Origin of the sequence: Bacillus sp. RZ2MS9 (assembly GCF_001816185.2) — a bacterium.
In the GTDB taxonomy this organism is placed as follows: Bacteria; Bacillota; Bacilli; order Bacillales; family Bacillaceae_G; genus Bacillus_A; species Bacillus_A cereus.
Window position 1 is genome coordinate 3,531,870 of sequence record NZ_CP049978.1, and the last position, 24,650, is coordinate 3,556,519.

The following is a 24,650-nucleotide window of genomic DNA, read 5'->3' on the forward strand; positions in this document are numbered from 1 at the left end:
ATAAAACAAGGAAGCTAACAGTTGTTAGCTTCCTTCTCGTTCATTTCAATTATTTAGTTTGACACTTTAGATTCTTCAATTTTCTCACGAAGAACCATTTGTAAGATACCACCGTGACGGTAGTAGTCAATTTCAACTTCACTATCGAAACGAGCTACTACTTCAAATTGTTTTTCGTTGCCATCTGCATCAGTTGCAACTACTTTTACAAGATCGCGCGGTCTAACTGTTTTGTCAATTTGAATTTCAAATGACTCATTACCAACAAGACCTAATGTTTCAGCGCTTTCGCCATCTTTAAATTGAAGTGGTAGTACACCCATTAACACTAAGTTACTGCGGTGAATACGCTCAAAGCTTTCTGCAATTACTGCTTTAATACCTAGTAAGTTTGTTCCTTTCGCAGCCCAGTCACGAGAACTTCCCATACCGTAATCTTTACCAGCAACAACTAGAAGGCCTGTGCCATCTTCTTTATATTTCATAGCAGCATCATAGATAGACGTTACTTCACCTGTTGGCCAATATGTTGTATATCCGCCTTCTGTTCCTGGTGCGATTTGGTTTTTAATACGGATGTTCGCGAATGTACCACGCATCATAACTTCATGGTTACCACGACGAGAACCGTAAGAATTGAAGTCAACTGGTTGTACGCCGTTTTCTAATAAGTAGCGTCCAGCTGGTGTATGCTTACCGATTGAACCTGCTGGTGAAATGTGGTCTGTCGTTACAGAGTCACCAAATTTACCAACTACGCGTAGGCCTGATAATGTTTCAACTTCACCTGGCTCTTTAGATAATCCTTCAAAGAATGGTGGGTTTTGAATGTATGTTGAATCATTATCCCAAGTATATAACGCTTCATTTGAAGTTTGGATTTCATTCCAACGCTCATTGCTGTTAAATACTTGTGCATATTCTTTCTTGAACAGTTCAGATGTCACAACACTTTGAACTACATCTTCAATTTCTTTAGCTGATGGCCAAATATCGTTGAAGTAAACAGCATTGCCATTTGCATCTTTACCGATTTCATCATTTTTCAGGTCAATATCAACAGTACCTGCAAGTGCATATGCCACAACTAGTGGTGGTGATGCTAAGTAGTTTGCTTTTACAAGCGGGTGGATACGCCCTTCAAAGTTACGGTTACCAGATAAAACAGATGTTACTAGTAAGTCGTTTGCTGCGATTGCTTCTTCTAATTCTGGCGCTAATGGACCAGAGTTACCGATACAAGTCGTACAACCGTAACCAACTGTTTGGAAACCTAATTGATCTAAATATGTTGTTAAACCAGACTTATCTAAGTACTCTGTAACAACTTTAGATCCTGGTGCTAATGATGTTTTTACATACTCAGGTACTACAAGTCCTTTTTCAATTGCTTTCTTCGCAACTAGACCTGCTCCAATTAATACGTATGGGTTTGATGTGTTTGTACAGCTTGTAATTGCTGCGATTGCAATTGCACCTGTTTTCATCGTTACTTCTTTATCTTCTAATGTAACCTTCACTTCTTTATCGAACTCTTGCTCATTAAATCCAAGTCCTTGTGTTCCAACTGGTGCTACAACAGCTTCGTGGAACGCATCTTTCATATCTGAAAGTGGAATTAAATCTTGTGGGCGTTTCGGTCCAGAAAGGTTAGATTCGATTGTATTTAAATCAATTTCTACAAGATCAGTATAGATTGGATCTTTACTGTCTGCTGTATAGAATAAACCGTTCGCTTTACAGTATTCTTCAACAACGCGAATTTGTTCTTCATCTCTACCTGTTAAACGTAAGTATTCTAATGAAATATCATCGATTGGGAAGAATCCACAAGTTGCGCCGTATTCTGGTGCCATATTTGAAATTGTTGCACGGTCAGCTAAAGGCATGCTCTTTAGTCCATTACCGAAGAACTCAACGAATTTACCAACTACACCTTTTTGACGTAATACTTGCGTTACTTTTAAGGCAACGTCAGTTGCTGTAGTACCACTTGGAAGTGTACCTGTTAATTTCACACCGATTACTTCAGGTACTGGGAAGTATGAAGGCTGTCCAAGCATTCCTGCTTCTGCTTCAATACCACCAACACCCCATCCAAGAACGCCGATACCATTAATCATTGTTGTATGTGAGTCTGTTCCAACTAATGAATCTGGGTATGCAACTAAGTCACCTTCAGCATTTTTCACAGCATGAACAACTGGTGCTAAATATTCAAGGTTTACTTGGTGTACAATACCTGTAGCTGGTGGAACTGCACGATAGTTATCAAATGATTTTTGTGCCCAGCTTAAAAATTTATAACGTTCTTCATTACGTTTAAACTCTAAGTCCATGTTGAATGCAAGCGCGTCTGCCGTACCCGCTCTATCAACCTGTACAGAGTGATCAATTACAAGGTCTACAGTAATTTCTGGATTGATTTTATCAGGATCTCCACCCATGTCTGCCATTGCTTTACGAAGCGAAGCCAAATCAACAACAGCTGGTACACCAGTGAAATCTTGTAAAATTACACGAGATGGTTTAAATGGAACATCGATATCTTGCACATCTTTCGTTCCCCATTTCGCTAAATTTGTAACATGCTCTTCTGTAATTACACGTCCGTCTACTTGACGAAGTACTGATTCAAGTAAAACTTTTACGGAATATGGTAATTGAGATACGTTGCCAACCCCTGCATTTTCAAGCGCTTTCAAATCATAATAATGATACGTTTTTCCATCTACTTCAAAAGTTGCACGTGATTGAAATGGATTATGTTTGACCATTATGTTTCCCCCCTGTTAAACGTGACTAAGTTGTCTGAATATAAAATGTAGACAAACTTTTCAATACCTTACGATAATATCTTATTACAACTTTCTAAATAAGTAAATAATAAGAAACTTATAGATTATCATAAGTTTTCTTTATGTTTCTAAATTTGAATAGTGTTCATGCTCCTTATGAATACTATTACCATAAAGTAAAGTGCTCTATTAGCGCTTTACTTATAGTTCATACACACTATGAACTGCTCATCATTCAACATACAAAAAAATGTTATAGAGGTGAAATAAAATGGGTAAAAGAAAAGCAAATCATACTATTTCAGGAATGAATGCAGCATCCGCACAAGGACAAGGTACTGGTTATAACGAAGAGTTTGCAAATGAAAACTTAACTCCTGCAGAAAGACAAAATAATAAGAAACGCAAAAAGAACCAGTAACGAAAAATCCCAAAAGGAACATTCACCTTTTGGGATTTTTTCTAATGTTTATAACGTAACAATTCTGAAACCGTTACAAATCGATAGCCTTGTTTTTTTAGCTCAGGTAAAATTTTGGCTAGTGCTGCTACCGTTTGACTACGATCATTTCCTCCATCATGTAACAATACAATATCGCCACTTTTAGCATTTTTCACTACATGATTTACGATAGATTCCACCCCTGGATTTGCCCAATCACGTGGGTCTTGATGCCACGACCATAGAACGGTTTGATAACCTGCTTCTTTTGCTGTTTTAAATACAGCATCGTTAATATATCCACCAGGAGGACGGAATAGCAACGGTTCTTTCACCCATTTTTCGAAAAATTTCTTTCCATCCAAAATATCTTTTTTTAATTTTTCATCTGATGAACTATTTGCATATAAATGATTCATCGTATGATTTCCAATCTCATGTCCCTCTTTTAACACTTGTTTCACTAAATATGGATTGCGCTGAACTCGAAATCCAATCATAAAAAATGTCGCTTCAGCCTTATATTGACGTAATAAATGTAAAACTTGTGGTGTATATGTTGGATCTGGTCCATCATCAAATGTAATGGCAATAATTTTTTCATTATTAGGTACTTCCCACGTTACATAGCCAGTTGGTTCTAGCTCTTTTCTGAGCAACATTTTCGCTTCCACTTTTTCAACTTGAAATATATGTACTGCGCATAATAAAGAAAAAACGAATAGAAAAATTTTCTGTTTTCGCATAATGTTCATTAAAGTAAGAGGTTGTCAAATACACAACAACCTAATTTACTTTTCTAATTGATCTACATTTCGCATTATATTTTGGAGATTATTTTCATATTGCTCAAGTTGTGGACGTTGTGTTTCTGAAGCTACCTCTAGTGCATTTTGAATTTGTTCATATGCTTCCTGAACCTCTTGGCGTAATTCTTTTAAATCATGACCGTAGTTTGGATCATTTTTCACAATGTTGTTAAATGCATTTTCTGCTTGTGTAACGCCTTGCTGCGCTGCTTGAAACGCTTGTTGTTTATCTTTATGATATGGCATTATATAATCCCCTTTCTGTAATAGTTAGTCCCAATTATCTTTACCTTTTTTTCTAAAAACATTCTCGTATAAATTTGCAAACTTCTCTCATTCTAAAAAGGAAGAGGAGGTGTCACATACAATGGGAAAAAACAATCGTGAAGCGAAAGAAAAAAAAGGACAACCTGAACCATTAAGCGGATCTCATAAAGTAAAAAACCGTAACCATTCACGCCAAAAACATCATGCGCATCATGATATGTAAAACAAAAAGTGCACACTAGCTATCTTTTCCACATACAATGTTTATATTTTTCCATTTATTCTTCACCCCTAATTCATTCATGCATAACATAGTATGAATTGAGATTTTACGGAGGGTGTCTTACATGGGCAAGAAAAAGAAGGATTGTCTTTTTCATGTTGATGGTTTCGAAGAATGGATGGATCAGTTTTGTTCTGACTCTTGTAGTAACTTTAGTTTCCCAAATCAAATTCATATTGACCTTTGCGAAACTGAACAAGAATACATTTTGGAAACAGATGTACCAAATGCCAATGAACAAAATGTAGTCATTAAAAAGATGGAGACAGGCCTAACCATTTGCATACTTCATAAAAACATTTCTTTGCAGCGAACTATCCCTTTACCCGCTAATGTTATTTATAAGAAGATGCTAGCCTGCTTAGAGAATGGTTTTTTGGCCATTCATATTTCCAAAAATGAAGTTGCTGATAAACATGAAAAGAAAGTTCTTTTTTCAAATTAAGAGTTAATATAATACAAACATAAGCCCCAGTTGGTACTGGGGCTTATGTTATTTCGCATGCATTTCTATATTAGAATTTCTATCATATCTTTTTTTCAATAAACCTTTTGTAACTAAAAGCACAGGAAATGCCACAGTTGAGAATATAGCTAATGCTGAAAATACTGCAAACCCATTTTGGTACCCGTAGTAATCGAGAAGTACTCCTCCAAACCACGGACCTATTACTGCTCCAATTCCCGAAAAGCCCATCGCACCGAAGTATGTTCCTTTTAGATGCGCAACAGCAATATCATCAATAAATACATCCGTCATCGAAAACATTAAGACTTCTCCAATTGTAAAAATAATTGTACAAACGGCAGCACCTAGCATGGATTCTACTATTCCAAAGCCAAATAATCCCCCACTCACAAATAAAGCCCCCACCATAATGGATACTAACGGTGTATACTTTTTACAAATTTGAATAACAGGGTATTGAATTACGACTACAACAATCGCATTTAAAGCTAGCATATATGAAAATAATTTCACTCCATCCTGAAATATATGTGCATTTGCAAAATATTGAGATACTGTTGTCGTTAAATGTGAAAAACCACAATTACTCAAAATAATACCAACTAGTGCAACTAAAAATACGACATCCTTTCGCAAAATACGAATTGCCTTTAACATTGTGACAGGCTTTTCTGTATTTACTTTCTTTTTTTCAATCGGATACTTCTTAAATTGGAACGCTAATATAGCTGTATATAAAATGTATACTCCAGCTGCTACTAAAAACGGAATTGTTGATTTTGCGCTTCCAATCTGTAACCCGACAAGTGGGCCAATCGCTACTCCAACATTGATTGCACCGTAACGCAAATTATATACGAGTAAACGATACTCAGGTTTCGTTAAATCTGATAATAACGCTCTTGATGTTGGCTCAAAAAATGACCTACATAATCCATTCAAAGCATTTAATAAAAAGAAACTTAAAACATGATCTGCAAGTGAAAAACCAATGAATACAAAGACCCAAACGATCATGGACCATATTATAATCATATTTCGACCGAATCGATCTGATAAATTCCCTCCGATAAAACTAGCAAACACTCCAACAAGTGCACTCGTTCCGATAATAGCACCTGTCATTCCAGCTGATACACCTTTCACAGTCGTTAAATAAATTGCTAAAAAAGGAATACTCATTGACGTGGCGAACCTCGCAAATAAAGTCCCTATTATAATTGTCATTCCTAACGGATGAATATTTTGCAACTTCCCCTTCATCTTAAAAACCTACTCTCCCTGTTCTTACATAAAAAAAGAAAGCAAAGGATCTGCTTTCTTTTCCCTTTTTATACTTGCGCTGTTGATACCCGCGCTGTTCTCGTTATATCCATATCTATGCCATATGTAAACTGTAATTCTTTACAAACATCTTTAATTAATATTGCAACATTATACTTCTCATTAAATTGTAAAACGATGTTCTCCACTTCTTCATATGTATACTTATATTCGCCTGTAATGACACTTTTTAGATCAAAGCATTCGTTAATACAAAGTTGTACAAGTAGCTGGTCATATTTCTCTATTACATCTTCTTTCTTCCAAAGTAACTCTTTTACATATAACCGATCAAACTTCACACTTTCTCGATTACAATCCGTTAAAATCCGGGTCATTTCATTTAATTCTCGATACAATTCAGAAATATTTTTGCTTAAACTAAGCAGTTTATCTACGCCATTTTCATATAACATATTTATTCCACCCCCGCATTTTCTTCTTATTATAGCAAGAAAATTCTAAAAATAGTTTCTTTCTTCTGAAATATTAGGAAACTAATTTCAATTGCTTTACAATGAAACTAGTTAATGCGAGAGGAGAAAGAAAATTGGAGCACAAATTATATTACACTGACGCTTATAAGCAAGAATTTACTACTAAAATTATAAAGCAAGATTATGATAAAGACGGTAACTTATACGTTGTTTTAAACGAAACCGCATTTTATCCGACTGGTGGCGGACAACCACATGACACTGGAACTTTAAATGGTATTGCTGTACTTGATGTTGAAGAAGTCGACGAAGAAATCCGCCACTTCATTGCAGAACAATTACACACAGAAGACGTAGAAGGTAAAATCAATTGGGATCGCCGGTTTGATCATATGCAGCAACATGCAGCTCAGCACATTTTATCTGCTGTTTTTTGGGACTATTTCAACATACCTACGATTGGATTCCATCTTGGTAAAGAAACGGTAACAATCGATTTAGAAACAGAAAATCTGCATACAGAAACAGTTGAAAAAGCAGTACAAATTGCAAACAAAATTGTTTTTGAAAACCATCCAATCCGTATAGAGTGGATGAACTTAGAAGAAGCGAAAACATTACCTCTTCGTAAAGAACCGAATATGACAGAAAATATACGCGTTGTTATTATCGAAAATTACGACTACAACGGCTGTGGTGGAACCCATCCGAAATGCACTGGTGAAGTTGGTCCTATTCAAGTACTAGGATGGGAGCGCAATAAAGGTGGTATACGCTTAACCTTTATCGCTGGTTGGCGTACACTTAAATTAATGGGGCAACAGCAACAAATTATGAAAGATGTTTCCAAACAATTAAACAGTAGCGAAACTGATATCCCAGCAAAAGTAGCACAGCTTCTTACCTCTCAAAAGGAAAACGAAAAAACAATACAAACAATGAATGAAAAATTATTATTTGCAGAGGCAAATGAATTACTGCAACAGCCCACCGAAATACATGCTGGGTTACTTATTTCTAAAGCATTTACAGATCGTTCTATGCAAGAAATTGCAAAACTATCAGCTATCATTACAGAACAACAAGAGCATGCAATTACGTATTTCGTCATCGAAAATGATGACAAACTACAATGTATTCTCGCTTGCGGAAAAACAGTAACGCTCGATATGAATGCTCTTTTAAAAGATGCTCTTCCTGCAATTGAAGGAAAAGGTGGCGGAAATAAAAAGAGTGCACGCGGCGGCGGAAAAGCGGTGATGAACGGGGACGAGTTTTTAAATCAGCTTGTCTCTTCTTTACAGTCAGCAGTGTAAAACATGTTTATGAAGGATAGCTAACGGCTATCCTTCAACTATATTTACAGGCCTATATGTTGTTTCAACCCTTGATAACTTCCTGCATTTGCAAAACCGCCACTTATAAGATTGATAAAAGTTTCCGAAAAACCATAATAACTTAATTCGTTAATCGGTACCATTTGCACATCATGAATCGGATTATGATCGAACTCGTTAGAAGGTAGTTTAATTTCACCTTCAATCCTTTCAAGCAGAAACGTAATATGTAACAAAGATGGACTAGCATCTGGTTTATCACAAACATAGAGTAGCTTCTTAATTTTAACTTCTAATCCCGTTTCTTCTCTCATTTCTCGAATCATCGCTTCTTCTAACGTTTCACCATTCTCTACCCTTCCTCCAGGTAAAGACCAATCGCGATTAGCCACTTTTTGCTTTACTAGCAATACTTTTTCATCTTCAATTAAAATTCCCGTAACACGAACTTGCATTATATTTTCTATATATAACCTCCTCTTCCCATTATATTTACACATTAATCCTTCCATAAAAAGAACGTATGTTTTATAATTAAAGAAAATTATGGAAGAAAGTAGTTGTTACATTCATGCGACCATCTTTAACAAAAACTATATCTCTTACAGATTTCCAAAATTATTATTGGTTAAAAGCAGAACTGCAAACATTTTGTCGCGAGCATGGTCTGCCAGCTAGTGGCTCTAAGATCGAAATAACCGAGCGTATCTCACATTATTTAACTACGGGGAAAGTCTTAAAAAACAGCTCTGTGCAAAAAGTGAGCAAAGCTCCCCTCTCTTATAAAGACCTTTCTCTTCAAACGATTATTACTAAAAATCACCGCTGTAGCGAAGAGGTTCGTGCTTTTTTCAAAGAAAAAATCGGAACAAACTTCCGCTTTACAGTAGCTCTTCAAAAATTTTTCAAAGAGAATGTTGGAAAAACATATGAAGACGCGGTAGCTTTTTGGCATGAAGAAAACGAACGAAAAAAAGACCCTACATACAAAACAACTATCGGTGCACAATTTGAATACAATCGCTTTACTCGTGACTTTTTCGAAGATCCAAATAATAAAGGGAAAGCAAAAGCTGATGCGATTGCTGCTTGGAACGAAATGAAAGCGAAGCCTGGCAGCAATGTTTATGTTCCTCAAAAAGTAGAAAACTAGTTACCTCACTAGTCTTCTACTTTCTCAAATAATAGCGCAATCCCTATCCCGCCTCCAATTCCTAATGTAGCAATTCCATATTTCATAGACTCTCTTTGAGCCTGATAAAACAAACGTGTTACAAGCATAGCTCCAGATGCACCGTACGGATGACCGAGCGCAATTGCCCCACCATTTACATTTAATTTTTCATACGGAATTTGTAACTCTTTTGCGCAAGCAACAACTTTTGAGGCGAATGCTTCATTTATTTCAAAATAATCGATGTCCTCTACTTTTACATTCATTTCGTTTAATAATCTGTTCACCGCAAATATCGGACCAGTCCCTGGAAGATTGGGATCCACTCCCACTACAGTACTACGAACGAAACGAAGGACAGGTTTATAACCTAACTTTAAGGCTTGTCCCTCTTCCATTACAAGAACAGCACATGCCCCATCATTTACACCACATGAATTACCTGCCGTCACTGTTCCATTTTGTAAAAATGCGGGCTTTGTTCTTTTAATGATTCGTTCATAATTCATTTCTGGCTTTATAGATTCATCTAATAATCCATTAAAAGAAAATATTTCATCATGTATATATCCTTTTTCTAACGCTTGCAGTGTCCGCTTATAACTAAGACAAGCGTACTCGTCTTGCATTTCTCTCGTTATGTTATAACGCTCCGCAACATATTCAGCAGCTACTCCCATGTCAGGATCACCAATTGTTTCAGGTGAAAATCTTGCTCTTTTTTGAAAAGGTGACGTACTTGTACTCTCTACTCCTCCGGCGATATAGCAATTACCTGCCCCGCCTTGAATGAGATGACACGCAGTTCGAATTGCTTCTAAACCAGCACCACATTGCCGATCAATCGTTACACCAGGAATATGATAGCCAAGTCCTGCCTCTAAAGCAGATAATCTTGCAACATTCCCTCCTGGCCCAACAACATTTCCTAATATAACATCGTCTATCTCTCTCTTAATTCCTTTACTTAAAAACGTAAGAAGCGGCGTTGCTAATTGCTGAACTTCATACTCTTTTAATATCCCATCCTTCTTACCGATAGGTGTTCTTTTCGCCTCTACAATAACTGCCTTATTCATATGTTTTCTCCCGGTTTTCAATCATACTTTTTGCTTCCATACGAGCGATTTTCCCACTATTTGTATAAGGTATTCCATCTACAAAATGCCATTCTTTCGGTATTTTAAACGAGGATAATCGTTGTAAGCAAAAACTCTTTAATTGTTGTTTCGTAGCACTTCCTTTTACGATCGCGACGGGCTTTTCACCCCAGTAACTATCTTTCACACCAATTACAACTATTTCATCAACAGCTGGGTGTTCATGTAATACACTTTCTATTTCTTCTGGATAAATATTGATTCCTCCAAATAAAATCATATTCTTCTCTCTACCAACAATATATATAAAGCCTTCTTCATCTTCATAGCCTACATCTCGCACTGTCATCCAGCCATCTGCATTCAACTCCCGTGTTAAAACCCCATCTATTATGTATCCCATAAAAAACTGATCACTTTTCACATAAACAGTTCCTATCTCGCCTTTTTGTACTTCTTCGCCTGCTTCATTACATATTCGAACTTGCACATTGTGACAAGGTTTTCCTACTGAATTTGGCCTTCTTTCGCTTTCTGCATCGACTAGTGCTGTTACAAAACTTAACTCTGATGCACCATAAAATTCATATCTTTTCGCATAAGGAAATATATTCTTTATTTTTTCTTTCGCTTCAGCTTCCCATTTCGCTCCTGATGAAATAATTTTCATTTTATTTTCTATTAATTTATTTTCTATTAATCTATTTTCTTTATATAAAGATTCAAGCATTGTCGGAACTGTATACATAACCGATATATTTTCAGTTTCTAACTTATCTAATACTTGATTCGGAATGAACTTTCTCATAATGTGCACCGTTTGTCCTACATATAATGCACTTATTGCCCCGTATAAGAAAAGAGAATGAACGAGCGTCCCAGCTATTAAAATTGAATCCTCCATTTTCATATGAAAGTCATGTACATTACAATCAAAACTATGAACCCACGATTGCTGTGCACGTAAAAATGCTTTTGCTTTTCCAGTTGATCCTGATGTAAATCCCATATAAAAGGGAGCATTTCGTAAACTTTCTACAGTGGAATGTGTAGGAAGATATTTCTCTATCATTCTTTTCCACTCATCAATTTCAATTACTCTTCCTTCTTCATCAGGTAGATCATTTACCTTATATCGTTCTGTCACAATCATATCCAGATTACTGATCTCAATTCTTTCTCTGAGCTCATCTTGTTTCCACTTTATATCTAACGGAACACAAACCCACCCGGCCATAGCGGCACCAGCGAATAGTTGTAAAAACTCTATACGATTTTCTAATAGGATTGCTATTGTTTTATTCTTTGATTCTGTTGCGTGCAACCAGTTTGCTACTTTACAAACTGATTCGAACCACTCTTTATATGTTAAAACTCTATCATTTTCCTTTATCGCTATTTTATTTGGTTGTAAAGAGGCATGCTTTTTGTATTCTTTTGTAATACCCATATGAGACGTCCTTTCTTTACAAAAATAATAAAAAGAAACACGGAATTAACGTGTTTCTTCCCTTTATCATCCCGCATTTGTATATTTTCCATTCTTTAAAGCGGGCGTAATAATATGTTTCAATGAACGATGTAATTTTGTTACGAGAATCGCCGCGATAATTGCTTTTATACAATCCCCTGGTAAAAACACAGCACTCACTTTCATTGTCTCCCATACAGAAACATCCATTAAAAACGCTTGTACAGTAATACCAAATACATAAACTACGAAAATACCACCAATTATATTAATACATAATACTTTTATAATAGAAACTTCACGTAAACGCTCAATTAAATAACCAATAACAAACGCTCCAATGATGTAACCAAGTAAATATCCTGCACTTGGCCCAACAAATACACCAAGGCCACCGCGTCCACCAGCAAGTAATGGTGCTCCAACTCCTACAATAAGTAAGAAAATAAGCTGACTTAATGCACCAAGGCGTGACCCTAACAATCCACCCGCAAGCATAACACCGAGTGATTGCAATGTAATCGGAACTGGTGTAATAGAAAGAGCAATCGGAGGTATTAACCCTAACACTCCCATAATAGAACTAAATAAAGCGACGAAAACTAATTTTTTTGTATGCATATTTTCTTCTCCTGTTTGTAAACTTAAAAGTGGTTTTAGATAACATATCACGAAAATTATATTATCTTTCCACCCTTCTTTTGTCAACTTTTATTTCATTTAAGTTTACAAATAAGAATTCACTTATTTCTCTCTATGCAAATGCTCCAGTTCTTTCCGAAGCGCCTGTTTTAAAAACTTCCCAACAGATGTTTTCGGTATTTCTTCCATAAAGACAATATCGTCTGGCAACCACCACTTCGCAAACTGTGGTTTTAAAAACTCATATATTTCTTCTTTTGTAACCGTACTATTTTTCTTTTGAACGACGCAGGCAATTGGTCGCTCTTGCCACTGAGGGTGAGGAACTGCAACGACAGCCGCTTCAAATATAGCATCATGTGCCATTAAAGCATTTTCAAGATCGACCGAAGAAATCCATTCTCCCCCGCTTTTAATAACATCCTTCGTACGGTCAACAATTTTCACGCAGCCTTCCTCATCAACCGTAACGACATCTCCTGTATATAACCAACCATCACGAAAACCTTCGACAGTACGATTATCGTTATAATAGCTTTCAGCGATCCATGGCGCTCGTAAACATAGTTCTCCCATCTCCGTACCATCCCACTTCACTTCACCATTTGTACCGACTACTTTCATCTCTACACCAGGGACAAGATACCCTTGTTTTGATCTAATTTCTAATTGCTCTTCATACGATAATTCTGTTTCATAACTTTTTAAACGTGCAAGTGTTACGAGTGGGCTCGTTTCAGTCATACCATATGCATGTATGAATGGAACATTATGTTTCTGTTCAAATGCTTTAATAACGCTTTTCGGCGCAGCTGCACCTCCGCATAGTATTCTCGTCATACTAGATAAATCGTAACTATTATTTTCTAACTCTTGTAATACGCCGAGCCAAATTGTCGGCACACCCGCAGCTAACGTCACTTTTTCTGATTGAATCATCTCTAATAAAATTTTCGGGGTAAACATCGGTCCAGGAAGAACTTGTTTTGATCCAAACCAAGTAGCCGCAAAAGGAAGTCCCCAAGCGTTCACATGAAACATCGGGACAATTGCCATTGCTGCGTCACTTTCCGATAAAGCAGCTGTATCAGCTAAACCGAGTGCTATACAATGCAATACAGTACTACGATGCGTATATACAACACCTTTTGGGTTTCCTGTAGTCGCTGACGTATAACACATACCAGCAGGTGTATTTTCATCAATATCTTTTACAAATTGGAAATTGGGATCGCCTTCTTCTAATAGCTTTTCATAATGATATACAGGCTCCAGCATAGTATTTGGAAGTTCATCTTTATCAGTCATAATAATGTAAGCTTGTACAGTTGATAATTGTGATTGAATATTTTCAACGAGCGGTACGAGATCTTCATCTATAAGTAGAATTCGGTCTTCTGCGTGCTGAATAATGTATGAAATATGTTGAGGAGATAAACGAATATTAATCGTGTGCAAAACAGAAGCAATACCTGGAATAGCAAAATACGCTTCTACATGTCGATGATGGTTCCACGCTAACGTTCCTACACGTTCACCTTCTTTAATTCCAAGCTTTTTCAACGCACTGGAAAGTCTTCTCGTCCTTTCCCCTAACTGCTTATACGTTAACGTTGTAACTGTATCATGTGTCCGTGAAACAATTTCTTTCTTCGAAAACAGTTTCTCTGCTCTTTCCATCATAGAACTAATTGTTAGCGGTACATTCATCATCATATTGGTTATATCCCCCTTTAAAGCGTTTTCATTTTTCGTTTATTATAACAGAATTCCGCAAATGGTTACGACATTTTTCTGTTTTTTCTGAATTATTTCTTTGGAAATAATTCAGAAAAAACATGTTTTGAATACATTGATTCGAAACATGTTTTTTATCTTTTATAAACTATCTACCTTTTTTCTTACTTTCTTTTTCAGTTTAAAAATAAAACGATTACTGTATTCCTTATTTTCTACTAAAATTCGATATATCTCCCATACTCCTAACACACGAACAAAAAGATAAACTCCGATAGCAATAAGTACAACACAGTACGGATAATACTGAACTAATTCCCCTGAAGTGATATGCTTTTTCTCAAACAAAAACGGGATCGCGCCTGCTGCTATAAAACAAAATCCAACGATCATTACCGCAGCATACTTCTTCTTAATAATCACATATCTTTTTGTCAATTCTTTTAGAAAGTTTTGATCAAATAGTAGTTCTTCCTTTTTCAATACATTGTATCGACTCTCTTCTATCGTTACAGGTGCCATCATTGCTCCAATTCCAAGAACAGCAATGATAATGACAAGAAATGTCGACATTGTTGCATTTTCTTTAAATAATAGATACGGTATTGTAGACAAAATAAGCAAACTAAACCCTAACGCTATATATTTTGAAATCTTTTGTCCGTACACTATATACCCTTCTGCCATTTCCTGACTTACGTAATAGCCATCCACATTTTCATTACTTTGCTCTGCAGTTTCTTTTAATAAATAGTCGAGTGATACTTCAAAAACATTTCCAATCATTATTAACTTCTCAGTTTCAGGAAAACCTTGACCGTTTTCCCATTTACTAACCGCTTGCCTTGTTGTGTTTAATTTTTCAGCTAATGCTTCTTGAGAAAGGCCCTTTTCCTTTCTTAATTTAAAAAGCTTTTCACCAAATCCCATATGTGTGCCCCCCTTTGTTTTCTTACCTAAATTGTATGTAGACATTGCCCTTATCTCTATCTTCCCGGGGTTGCACTTTGTCAACTTACGGTTGCGATTGTGTTATTTAATGGTTTTATAGACGATTTAGCTATTTTCCTTCTATGATTATGGCGTTAATAAACCAAGACCCCTTAACAACCAATTATAATAATTAAAGGTAATTATTGTTATAAAAAATAAAAAAACTCCTTTATTCATTTAAAGGAGTTTTTTATATGAAATATTTCATTTATCCATATATCTTTCTCGAGATATACAATATCTTTTCGTGTCACGATACTTACCTTTAATGAACATATCCTTTTGAATCGTGCACTCGTACTCCATATTCAAACGTTTCATTAATTTTTCAGATGCTTCATTTTCTGAATCACATCCCGCTTCAATACTATTAAGATGCAACTCATGAAAACCATAGTAGAAAAAAGCTAATGCAGCCTCCGTAGCTAATCCTCTTCCCCAATATTTTCGAGATAAGGCGTATGCAATTTCTGCTGTATGTGTGACCAAATCATATTTTATAAATCCACACGTGCCTATAAGTTTCTTCTCCTCTTTTAATACAATTCCAAGAGGTGCTACTTGCCCTTCATTATATTGCCCCACAATTTCTTCTACATAGTTATATGTGTCACATAACGATCGATGAGCATCCCATACAGTAAAAGTTGTCATCTCTTTATCTGTAGCATACTCATATATATGTAAACTATCACTCATATTCATTTTCCTTAACATAAGTCGTTTCGTATACAAAGTTGGATATGACCACTTCTCAATAATCATAAAGGTTTCTGTTTAAACCTTTCATAATTCCTTACCTTTAATAAAAGGATATTCCCACAATCTGTACAAATATAAGCATCCACCGGTGAAGATGTGAACATCGTTTCCTTTTTCCGTATTTGTGCATATCCGACAAACTCACCTTCTCCTATATTTTGAGAACCACAATTAGAGCATGTCTGCACGTCTTTCTGTTTCATGAGAGCACCACCTTTAATCTGTTTCTACTCCCTTCGACAGTTCAATTCCATTTCCCTTCCAAAAAACTTCTTATTCTCCTACATTACAACAGGAATCTCAAAACAAAAATCGTATATATACTATGAAATATATTTATTAACGGAGGAATTTTATGACTACTGTTATGACACTCGATATAGCAACAGAAATTGAAAATGCAGAAATTGATATGCTCTCTTCTAGATTAGAGAGACTACAAACAATAAGCGGAAACCCCATGCAAGTGCAAATGAAAAAATTCGGTAGCGCCACTGCCTTTTCATCAAAAATAATTGCTGGTCCTGCTTTTAATACGGTAAAAGGTATTACAAATGCAGATGCGATTGATGCAATCATTTCTTATTATGAATCACTACAAATCCCTTGTCGTTTTGAAATTACCCCAGCACAAGGTACAACTGAATTATTTCAATACTTATCTCAAAAAGGGTTTTATCAATCTAGCTTCCATACCGCTTTGTATAGTATACCGAGAGAGGGTTCATCACTTCTTCCTTCTAATATTACAATACGAAAACTAAAAGAAAATGAGTTTGATATTTTTGCAGACATTTATGTATGTGGATTTAATATGCCATCCTTTACAAAAGATAGCGTGCGCCAAAATAATGAAATTCTTTACAATGAACCAGGATGGCATTTTTTCATAGCTGAAGTTCAAAATATCCCTGCTGGTATTGGTGTCCTGTATATAAATAAGGGTGTCGCATCATTAGCTGCTTCTGCTACTTTGCCAGAATTTCAGCGTAAAGGCTGTCATACTGCATTAATTCAAAAACGAATTAAGACAGCTATTGAATCCAATTGTACTTTAATAGTTGGACAAGCAAGGTTCGGTAGCGGCAGTCAAAATAACATGGAACGTGCCCACATGAAAATTGCTTATACAAAATCAATATGGACCGCAAGAGACATATTATAATTTACTTTATTTCTCCTTCCTTTACATTTTTAAACCTTTTATGACAATTCCTTTTCTATCCTATTAATCATTTGAATATTCCAACTAGATTTGTTACGCTATTACTAGGTACATCATTCAACTTGCACTATGAAAAGAGAATTCTAATCAAACTACAAGGAGGAGAAATGTATGACTAAGCATGAACACGGTTTAAAAGAAAAAGTAGAAGGTGCCATTGATAAGGTAAAAGGCGAAGTAAAAGAAGCTGTTGGGAAAGTAACTGACAATAAGAAATTACAAGCTGAAGGAAAATGGGATAAGGTGAAAGGCACTGCTAAAGATACAGTTGGTAATGTGAAAGAAAAAGTACATGAATATAAGGAACATAAATAATAAAAAACACGTTGGATGAATTTTCATCTAACGTGTTTTTTATTTTACTTTATATACATAATGAACCAAATGACATATGATATATTTTTATTTCTCTATGCTCTTTGTAAGCGGTTCTTTAAAGGCATTTCTATTCCATACAACAAAAACAATAAGAGAAATAATAAAGAATGCAACAAGACATATACCCAGATAATCAAAATTAACTACTTGTATGAGATTCCAAAACGGGCCCTGTAAATTATAGCTTTCAATAAGCAAAGATAATAGTTGATATCCCCCTATTAAAAAAGCCGTAATAACAGATATTGAGGTAATTAATACATTATATGAATTTCTTATTCGACTATTTTCCATTGCCCACTTATAATTCGTATTCATGAATGTACTATCTAATGTATCCATCAATGACATTCCGGCAGCAAACAAAACGGGGAAAGCAAATATACTTACAAGTGGAATAGATTGACTTGTTGCAGTTACTGTAGAAAGAGCAATTAATCCAATTTCACTCGCTGTATCAAAACCAAGTCCAAATAAAAAACCGATTATATACAATTGCTTCTGACTATCAATAAACGTAAATAAGCGCTGTGTGAAACGATATATAAACCCTAAATTTTCTGGCTGTTTGTCCTCGTGGCTTCTCAACACTTTAATAAGGTACAACAGATTGGTAAGACCAATAATGATAAGGAATGTACTAGAAACGATTGTACCGATAATACCGCCTATAGTTGAAAAGCTCTCCATTCCATGTTTTGCCGTTTTTCCAATTAAAGCAATTAATACAATCATCGCAAATACTACCGTAGAGTGTCCTAATGAGAAGTAAAATCCCACCCCCTGTGAGTTTTTACCTTTTTCAATTAATTTCCGAACAGTATTATCAATTGCGACAATATGATCACTATCAAACGCATGACGCAACCCTAAAGAATATGCAATAATAGCCATTCCGATTATGCTATTACCTTTATATAGCGCCGGTAATAATAATAAAATTCCAAGCACATGAAGAAATATAATAATAACAAAAAAGTTGGTTGCCTTTTTCAGTTCACTTTTCCACATAGTTACTAACCCTTTCTACTTTAAATTGAATACTCTTGAAAAAGAAAAGTGCCATAATAAAAACTAAAATCGTTATAATAGTCGCTAAAATAATTACAAAATTATTTAACACGTCGGTATGATTTGTAAGTGTTAACAGAGCTGGTACTGTTGCAGTAATCCAAGATTCAATGAAGCAAACAATACCTACATAAATATGAATCTTCTTTTTCAATCCATCTTGTAGGAAAAATAAAAACCAAAGGAATGCCCAAAAGAACCAAATTATTGTACTTTGCAAACTACCACTCTCATGTAATTGATTCACAATTCCCATAACCGTTGCAATGATAGCAACCCAAAGAGAATAGTAACCTACACCTGAAGAATCAAGTTTTAATATATTCGTAAGACCAACATATAAATAAGTAAAACCAAATAAAAAAATAGTTCCATTAGATAGGATAGTCCACTCATCGGATTGACTTCCTGTAAATAATAAATATAATGGTGTCAAAGTTTGTAATGCCCCTACAAATAAATTAAAGTATCCTACACTTTTGCTATCAATAAGTTTAAAAGCTGCTAGTGAATTCATAAATAGAACTGCACCGACAAACAATAATCCCACATTAGTCATAGTATCCCCTTCTCCTACTTAATATTTTCGATAGGATGTTAATTCTTCATGTAGACAATTCTCTCTAACAAAACGATGACACTGAAAAAATATAGACTCCATATCCTCAGTATTATGACTAAGTATGCGAATGACAAAGCCTTTACATGGTGTAGAAGATATTCCAATTTTCATATTGTTAGTGTTAGAAAGTGATGTTTTCAATGTTGCAATTAAATCATTTGTAATGTTCTCATTAATAACTATGAAAGTACCATAATGGGAATATTGATTTAATATTCCCATTTGATCTAACGACTCTTTGAAAGGGTTTAGCAATAAATGATCGTATACTACAAGTTTATTTTCCATATATATTTTTGTTAACGAATCAAAATATTGGTATGTGAACTTCTCCATATTTGGCGACCAACCAGGCGTAACTGAATCGCATAAAATCAATGTAGAATTATTTTGCATATATATATTTGTTTTTTGCTTATATGCTGCATCCTTGTACATAATTAACGGGTCTGGTAAATACTCCATAACAGCATTCTCACCAATATAAAAATTCAATTCTTGCAAAGCATAACTATTTGGAGTCTTGTAAACTTTCGTTGCTGATTGGCTTGTTATATATGTTTTCGCATCTTTACCAACATTTATATTTATAGAATAGAAATCTCCTTTTAAATAGCCTCCACCAGAATTCATAATATAGTAATATGCTCTACCATACTCATCCAAATATATTGGCTGCGTTACTTTTAAGGCATCTTTATGATAAACCTTAATAGGTACGGTTTTATGTCTCTTTTCCATCATATCAATGTTTAAGACACCTGTAGGGGATTTCATTTTTTCAGTCCTTCTAACATAATGTTCTGTCTCATCCAATTTATTAATTCTTGTAAACCTTCCTCATCCTTCAAATTTGTAAAAAAGTATGGTTTATTATGTCGGTAATTTTTCGTATCCTGCTCCATAACTCCAAGATTAGCTCCTACATAAGGTGCCAAATCCGTTTTATTAATTACAAATACATCAGATTTGATCATTCCTTGTCCACCTTTACGCGGAATCTTTTCTCCCTGTGCCACATCAATAATATAAATTGAAAAATCCACTAGCTCCGGACTAAATGTGGCAGCTAAATTATCACCCCCGCTTTCAATAAAAATAATATCTAAATTATTATGTCTAATCATGAGTTCTTCAATTGCTTCAAAATTCATAGAAGCGTCCTCTCGAATTGCTGTATGCGGGCACCCCCCTGTCTCTACACCAATAATTCTATCTTCTGATAAAACACCTGTTTTCAATAAAATCTTTGCATCTTCTTTCGTATAAATATCGTTTGTAATTGCTGCAATTTCATAATCTGTATTTAGATGTTTTGTTAACTTTTCAACTAACATGGTTTTCCCAGCACCTACGGGGCCACCGATACCAATTTTAATAGGCTTTATCATTTTATTCTTCCTCCCTATGACATGAAGACCCTTACATTTACATCTTCATGTTGCATTTGATTTATTTCGAATTCAGGATCATTCAATCCAAAATCTTCTAATGAAAGTATTTGAATTCTATCAATAGATTCGCAGATTAATTCATGGCATTCTTGTAATAGTTTTTGACCATCTGTTTGTCCAAGAGGAATGGCTCTCACACCGTTTTGAATTATACTTCCAACACTTGAGTATAAGAAAACTAAGAGCGTTTCTTCTATTGTCATTTTCAATTCCGCCCCTAATATTCCGTATACAATACTCGGATGACCTTGTAATTTATTACCCATAATATTTTCTTTATATATATTTAAATTTACAAACGAGAACAATTCACACAATAATTTAGAAGTACTTTTACTAATCATTCTATTTGCTTTTCTACATTCAAAAGGCAATGTTTGTGCTGTTATTAAATCATCTAAAAATGTAATTTGTTCTCCCTCATTATTCTTAATGGCTTCGTAAGTATATTTGCAAATTAAGCCGTCCGTGTATGTTAATTGGACTTTTACATATCGATTAACCCATTTGAAAAACCCGTCTTTATTTGTAACTTGTCCCTCTTGAATAAATGTTTCTAATCCAAAAGAGTGACTAAAACTTCCTGTTGGGAAGTTCGAATCACTAATTTGGAGTAGGTTAAGTAGGTTAAATATGTTTGTGCGAAGCATGCTTGAACGGTTTTGGTAATACTCTATTTTCTTTTTGATAAGGAACACCTTCCTTTTTAAGTAAATCTTCTACTAAGTAGTCGTTCGCCAAAATCATGCACCCTTCATCGAATTGTGCTGGTAAATGTCTATTCCCTAAGTTATGAGCAATAATCCCCATTTCTTTTATTGATTTTGGAGTAATTACAATTACCTCTTCTGGTAATACTTCAATATACACAATTCGATTTTCATCTTCATATAAAATATCACCGTTCTTTAATGTTTCTCTACTATCTAAAGACACCCCAATTTCAAAACCAGATTCTGAATATAATTTCTGAACTCTCTTCAGTAAAAGTTCACTAGAAATTAATATCTTATCAAGATGCTTTTTTGTGTTTGAGAAATCATTCATATTGCATACGTTGTTATTAATTTTTTCAATAATCATTTTATCTCCCCCGTTATATCAAAATAAAAAATATCTTTGAGCCATAGGTAGTACATCTACTGCTTCACACGTGATTACTTGTCCATCAACTTTAACTTCATATGTCTGCGGATCTACTTCAATTTCTGGTGTTGCATTATTTAGCTTCATATCTTGCTTCGAAATCTCTCTCGTATTTTTAACAGGTAATACAACTTTATTTAAACCTAATTTTTCTTTAATATTATTCTCATAAGCTACTTTCGATACAAATGTAATCGAACTTGACTGTACTGCTTTTCCATATGCACCAAACATCTTTTTTTCATAATATGGTTGTGGGGTAGGAATTGAAGCATTCTCGTCTCCCATTAATGCCATCACTACCATTCCGTTTTTCAAAACCATATCTGGCTTAACACCGAAAAATTGTGGATCCCATATTACAAGGTCTGCATACTTTCCTATTTCAATAGAGCCCACGTATTCTGAAATCCCATGTGTAATAGCTGGATTAATTGTATACTTAGCTATATAACGTTGAATTCTATTATTATCGTTATATTCTTTATCTCCCTCTAAACTACCAATCTGCTTTTTCATTTTATCGGCGGTTTGCCAATTGCGAATAATAACCTCTCCAACCCTTCCCATCGCCTGTGAGTCAGAGCTAATCATGCTGAAAACCCCTAAATCTTGCAAAATATCCTCTGCCGCGATTGTTTCTTTTCGAATCCTTGAATCTGCAAACATTACATCTTCTGGAATATTCGCTTTTAAATGATGACATACCATGAGCATATCTAAATGTTCATCCAGCGTATTCACTGTATATGGCAAGGTCGGGTTCGTTGATGATGGTAAAATATTATTCAGCGCAGCAATCTTTATAATATCTGGTGCATGCCCACCTCCAGCTCCTTCAGTGTGGTACGTATGAATAACACGATTATCAATAGCTTTTATCGTTTCTTCCACAAAACCACATTCGTTTAACGTATCCGTATGAATAGCGACTTGAATATCATATTTATCAGCAATCTGTAACGAGTGATTAATTGCTGACGAAGTTGCTCCCCAATCTTCATGGATTTTCAATCCGATAGCCCCTGCAAATATTTGTTCTTCCAGGGCAGGTAAACTTGAACTATTTCCTTTCCCTAAAAACCCAAGATTTATAGGAAAAGCTTCTGCTGCTTCTAGCATTTTTCTTAAATTCCAAGATCCAGGTGTTATTGTAGTTGCCTTAGTCCCTTCTGCCGGTCCTGTTCCCCCACCAATTAAAGTTGTTATACCTGAAGCCAATGCCGTATCAATTTGTTGTGGGGATATGAAATGCACATGTGTATCAATACCTCCAGCTGTAACGATTTTCCGCTCACCAGAAATTACTTCCGTTGATGTTCCAATGATGATATCAATATTATCCATAACTGAAGGATTACCACTCTTACCAATTGCTGAAATCTTCCCATCTTTTATACCAATATCCGCTTTATATACTCCCGTATAATCAATAATAATTGCATTCGTAATAACAACATCCACAACCCCCTGTTCTCTTGTAAGTTGTGAATTTTGTCCCATACCATCCCTAATTGATTTTCCTCCACCAAAGACAGCTTCATCACCATATACAGTGGCATTTCGATCAACATGTGCGAATAATTGTGTATCCGCTAAACGAATAGAATCTCCTGTAGTTGGACCATATAAATCAGCATATTGTTTACGTGACATCTTAAAACTCATGCTATCTCCCTCTTTTTGTGTAAGATTGAATATCGCCATCCACTTTATTTTTAAATCCATATACTTCTTGTTCCCCTGAATATGGAACTAGTTCAATCGTTTTTTCATCTCCAGGCTCAAATCTTACCGCTGTACCTGCTGGAATATTTAAATGTTGTCCAATTGCTACACTGCGATTGAATTTTAACGCCTCATTCACTTCATAAAAGTGGTAATGAGATCCAATTTGAATGGGTCTATCTCCCTGATTTATCACTTTGACTTTCATTGCTTTTTTATTTCCATTACATACTATGTCTTCTTTCGCAAGGATATATTGCCCTGGAATCATAACATTCACTTCCTTTAATGAATTGGCTGATGAATAGTTACTAATTTTGTTCCATCAGGAAAAGTTGCCTCAACTTGAATATCTGATATCATGTCTGCAATACCATCCATAACATCTTCAGCACTTAAAATGGTTTTTCCAAGTTCCATTAATTCCGCTACATTTTTACCATCTCTTGCTCCTTCCAAAATTTCATACGTAATAATAGCGATACTTTCTGGATAGTTTAACTTAAGCCCCCTCTCCTTTCGTCGATAAGCTAAATCAGCCGCAACAACTACTAGCAGTTTATCAATTTCTCTTGGCGTTAATCTCATTACAATCTTCCTTTCTGAAGTATTTTAAAACTAAGAATATTCTAAAAATAAAAGGTGTATTTTCAATGTCTTTTCCGTGTTTTCCCTATGTTTTTTTGCTATCAATCAAATAAAAAAAGAGCCCATCGGCTCTTTTTTTATTTTCCTTCATTCTTCTCTAACACGTATAAATCTTCTTCGATATTCGTTAATTTCTCACTTACAAGCTTTCTTGCATCTCCAATTGCTTGATTGTATGCAAATGGTCCAACTAATTTAACCATTTCTTCTATTAAACGCTCTGCTTGGAAACGTCCAATTTCATCTAAATCTTCTTCAACGAAAAATTGCTGAATTTGCGCTACAAGCTCTTCTTTTTTATCATTTGGTATTTTTATATTCATCATCGTTGTTA

The 24,650-nt window shown here is 35.1% G+C and carries 30 protein-coding genes; 7 read left to right on the forward strand and 23 right to left on the reverse strand.

The genetic code is table 11. The features are described from left to right. Positions 1-53: 53 nt before the first annotated feature. A complete protein-coding gene (gene acnA / locus BHV55_RS17945) occupies positions 54-2,777 on the reverse strand; it encodes an aconitate hydratase AcnA (protein WP_000238557.1) in 2,724 nt (907 codons plus the stop codon). 292 nt (positions 2,778-3,069) lie between these two features. Between acnA and sspO the strand changes: the two genes are divergently transcribed. Beyond that, positions 3,070-3,219 carry an acid-soluble spore protein SspO gene (gene sspO / locus BHV55_RS17950; protein ID WP_000518055.1) on the forward strand — a complete coding sequence of 50 codons (150 nt, stop codon included), beginning with the start codon at positions 3,070-3,072 and terminating at the stop codon, positions 3,217-3,219. 41 nt (positions 3,220-3,260) lie between these two features. Here sspO and pdaB read toward each other — a convergent pair whose 3' ends face one another. Together pdaB and BHV55_RS17960 are read right to left on the reverse strand one after the other, a co-directional pair. Next, a complete protein-coding gene (gene pdaB, locus BHV55_RS17955) occupies positions 3,261-3,986 on the reverse strand; it encodes a polysaccharide deacetylase family sporulation protein PdaB (RefSeq protein ID WP_003284976.1) in 726 nt (241 codons plus the stop codon). 45 nt (positions 3,987-4,031) lie between these two features. Continuing rightward, a complete protein-coding gene (locus BHV55_RS17960) occupies positions 4,032-4,295 on the reverse strand; it encodes a hypothetical protein (protein WP_001146295.1) in 264 nt (87 codons plus the stop codon). 121 nt (positions 4,296-4,416) lie between these two features. Here BHV55_RS17960 and BHV55_RS17965 point away from each other — a divergent pair, with 121 nt between their 5' ends. After that, on the forward strand, positions 4,417-4,539 hold the full coding sequence (locus BHV55_RS17965) for a small acid-soluble spore protein P (RefSeq protein ID WP_000517649.1): 123 nt from the start codon (positions 4,417-4,419) through the stop codon (positions 4,537-4,539). Positions 4,540-4,663: 124 nt separating this feature from the next. Then, positions 4,664-5,044: an Hsp20/alpha crystallin family protein gene (locus tag BHV55_RS17970; RefSeq protein WP_000516731.1), complete on the forward strand. Its 381-nt coding sequence runs from the start codon at positions 4,664-4,666 to the stop codon at positions 5,042-5,044. Positions 5,045-5,092: 48 nt separating this feature from the next. On the opposite strand, the gene BHV55_RS17975 is transcribed toward BHV55_RS17970, so the two are convergent. Further along, positions 5,093-6,331 carry an MDR family MFS transporter gene (locus BHV55_RS17975; protein ID WP_070756881.1) on the reverse strand — a complete coding sequence of 413 codons (1,239 nt, stop codon included), beginning with the start codon at positions 6,329-6,331 and terminating at the stop codon, positions 5,093-5,095. 68 nt (positions 6,332-6,399) lie between these two features. After that, a complete protein-coding gene (locus BHV55_RS17980) occupies positions 6,400-6,807 on the reverse strand; it encodes a hypothetical protein (RefSeq protein WP_000965133.1) in 408 nt (135 codons plus the stop codon). A gap of 134 nt (positions 6,808-6,941) precedes the next feature. Between BHV55_RS17980 and BHV55_RS17985 the strand changes: the two genes are divergently transcribed. Continuing rightward, positions 6,942-8,144, forward strand: coding sequence for an alanyl-tRNA editing protein (locus BHV55_RS17985; protein WP_168369341.1), 1,203 nt, complete (start codon positions 6,942-6,944; stop codon positions 8,142-8,144). 44 nt (positions 8,145-8,188) lie between these two features. On the opposite strand, the gene BHV55_RS17990 is transcribed toward BHV55_RS17985, so the two are convergent. Continuing rightward, positions 8,189-8,677, reverse strand: coding sequence for an NUDIX domain-containing protein (locus tag BHV55_RS17990; protein ID WP_139123366.1), 489 nt, complete (start codon positions 8,675-8,677; stop codon positions 8,189-8,191). A gap of 59 nt (positions 8,678-8,736) precedes the next feature. Between BHV55_RS17990 and BHV55_RS17995 the strand changes: the two genes are divergently transcribed. Then, the gene (locus tag BHV55_RS17995) at positions 8,737-9,318 is read left to right on the forward strand and encodes a DUF6434 domain-containing protein (RefSeq protein ID WP_070756882.1); all 582 of its coding nucleotides are present in this window, start codon (positions 8,737-8,739) and stop codon (positions 9,316-9,318) included. A gap of 8 nt (positions 9,319-9,326) precedes the next feature. On the opposite strand, the gene BHV55_RS18000 is transcribed toward BHV55_RS17995, so the two are convergent. From BHV55_RS18000 to BHV55_RS18030, 7 genes are all read right to left on the reverse strand, one after another. Further along, positions 9,327-10,418, reverse strand: a complete 1,092-nt coding sequence (locus BHV55_RS18000) for an acetyl-CoA C-acyltransferase (protein WP_070756883.1) — start codon at positions 10,416-10,418, stop codon at positions 9,327-9,329. Further along, positions 10,411-11,889: an acyl-CoA synthetase gene (locus BHV55_RS18005; RefSeq protein WP_070756884.1), complete on the reverse strand. Its 1,479-nt coding sequence runs from the start codon at positions 11,887-11,889 to the stop codon at positions 10,411-10,413. Before BHV55_RS18005 ends, BHV55_RS18000 begins: the two co-directional genes overlap by 8 nt. A gap of 66 nt (positions 11,890-11,955) precedes the next feature. Beyond that, entirely contained in the window at positions 11,956-12,531 is a 576-nt protein-coding gene (locus tag BHV55_RS18010; protein ID WP_000556954.1) for a biotin transporter BioY, read from the reverse strand. A 123-nt stretch (positions 12,532-12,654) separates the two neighbouring features. Beyond that, entirely contained in the window at positions 12,655-14,268 is a 1,614-nt protein-coding gene (locus tag BHV55_RS18015) for a long-chain fatty acid--CoA ligase (protein WP_000980200.1), read from the reverse strand. A gap of 162 nt (positions 14,269-14,430) precedes the next feature. Beyond that, positions 14,431-15,219: a helix-turn-helix domain-containing protein gene (locus BHV55_RS18020; RefSeq protein ID WP_000505614.1), complete on the reverse strand. Its 789-nt coding sequence runs from the start codon at positions 15,217-15,219 to the stop codon at positions 14,431-14,433. Between the two features lie 267 nt (positions 15,220-15,486). Beyond that, the gene (locus tag BHV55_RS18025; RefSeq protein WP_000582844.1) at positions 15,487-16,047 is read right to left on the reverse strand and encodes a GNAT family N-acetyltransferase; all 561 of its coding nucleotides are present in this window, start codon (positions 16,045-16,047) and stop codon (positions 15,487-15,489) included. Further along, positions 16,044-16,247, reverse strand: a complete 204-nt coding sequence (locus BHV55_RS18030) for a hypothetical protein (protein WP_000810210.1) — start codon at positions 16,245-16,247, stop codon at positions 16,044-16,046. Before BHV55_RS18030 ends, BHV55_RS18025 begins: the two co-directional genes overlap by 4 nt. A 152-nt stretch (positions 16,248-16,399) precedes the next feature. On the opposite strand from BHV55_RS18030, the gene BHV55_RS18035 reads away from it, so the two are divergent. Further along, positions 16,400-17,209, forward strand: a complete 810-nt coding sequence (locus tag BHV55_RS18035; protein WP_065703454.1) for a GNAT family N-acetyltransferase — start codon at positions 16,400-16,402, stop codon at positions 17,207-17,209. A 171-nt stretch (positions 17,210-17,380) separates the two neighbouring features. Further along, entirely contained in the window at positions 17,381-17,584 is a 204-nt protein-coding gene (locus BHV55_RS18040; RefSeq protein WP_000160423.1) for a CsbD family protein, read from the forward strand. Positions 17,585-17,671: 87 nt separating this feature from the next. Here the strand turns inward: BHV55_RS18040 and BHV55_RS18045 are convergent, their stop codons facing one another. The 10 genes from BHV55_RS18045 to BHV55_RS18090 form a co-directional block, all read right to left on the reverse strand. Next, positions 17,672-18,658, reverse strand: a complete 987-nt coding sequence (locus BHV55_RS18045; RefSeq protein WP_000265977.1) for a HoxN/HupN/NixA family nickel/cobalt transporter — start codon at positions 18,656-18,658, stop codon at positions 17,672-17,674. Next, positions 18,645-19,277, reverse strand: a complete 633-nt coding sequence (locus BHV55_RS18050; RefSeq protein WP_000185993.1) for an AmiS/UreI family transporter — start codon at positions 19,275-19,277, stop codon at positions 18,645-18,647. The genes BHV55_RS18045 and BHV55_RS18050 overlap by 14 nt, the downstream gene beginning before the upstream one ends. Positions 19,278-19,295: 18 nt before the next feature. Continuing rightward, on the reverse strand, positions 19,296-20,117 hold the full coding sequence (locus BHV55_RS18055; RefSeq protein WP_000841915.1) for an urease accessory protein UreD: 822 nt from the start codon (positions 20,115-20,117) through the stop codon (positions 19,296-19,298). Further along, positions 20,114-20,731, reverse strand: coding sequence for an urease accessory protein UreG (ureG, locus tag BHV55_RS18060; RefSeq protein WP_000594928.1), 618 nt, complete (start codon positions 20,729-20,731; stop codon positions 20,114-20,116). Before ureG ends, BHV55_RS18055 begins: the two co-directional genes overlap by 4 nt. A 14-nt stretch (positions 20,732-20,745) precedes the next feature. After that, complete coding sequence (locus tag BHV55_RS18065) at positions 20,746-21,444, reverse strand: urease accessory protein UreF (protein WP_000946573.1); 699 nt, start codon at positions 21,442-21,444, stop codon at positions 20,746-20,748. Beyond that, positions 21,422-21,877, reverse strand: coding sequence for an urease accessory protein UreE (locus BHV55_RS18070; RefSeq protein ID WP_070756885.1), 456 nt, complete (start codon positions 21,875-21,877; stop codon positions 21,422-21,424). Before BHV55_RS18070 ends, BHV55_RS18065 begins: the two co-directional genes overlap by 23 nt. An 18-nt stretch (positions 21,878-21,895) precedes the next feature. Then, a complete protein-coding gene (gene ureC, locus BHV55_RS18075) occupies positions 21,896-23,608 on the reverse strand; it encodes an urease subunit alpha (protein ID WP_000008664.1) in 1,713 nt (570 codons plus the stop codon). A gap of 1 nt (position 23,609) precedes the next feature. After that, positions 23,610-23,939, reverse strand: a complete 330-nt coding sequence (locus tag BHV55_RS18080; protein ID WP_000612160.1) for an urease subunit beta — start codon at positions 23,937-23,939, stop codon at positions 23,610-23,612. A gap of 14 nt (positions 23,940-23,953) precedes the next feature. Beyond that, entirely contained in the window at positions 23,954-24,256 is a 303-nt protein-coding gene (locus BHV55_RS18085) for an urease subunit gamma (RefSeq protein WP_001241328.1), read from the reverse strand. A gap of 137 nt (positions 24,257-24,393) precedes the next feature. Next, positions 24,394-24,642 (reverse strand): DUF2164 domain-containing protein, encoded by a 249-nt coding sequence (locus tag BHV55_RS18090; RefSeq protein ID WP_000981075.1) that lies wholly within the window; start codon positions 24,640-24,642, stop codon positions 24,394-24,396. Positions 24,643-24,650 lie beyond the last annotated feature (8 nt).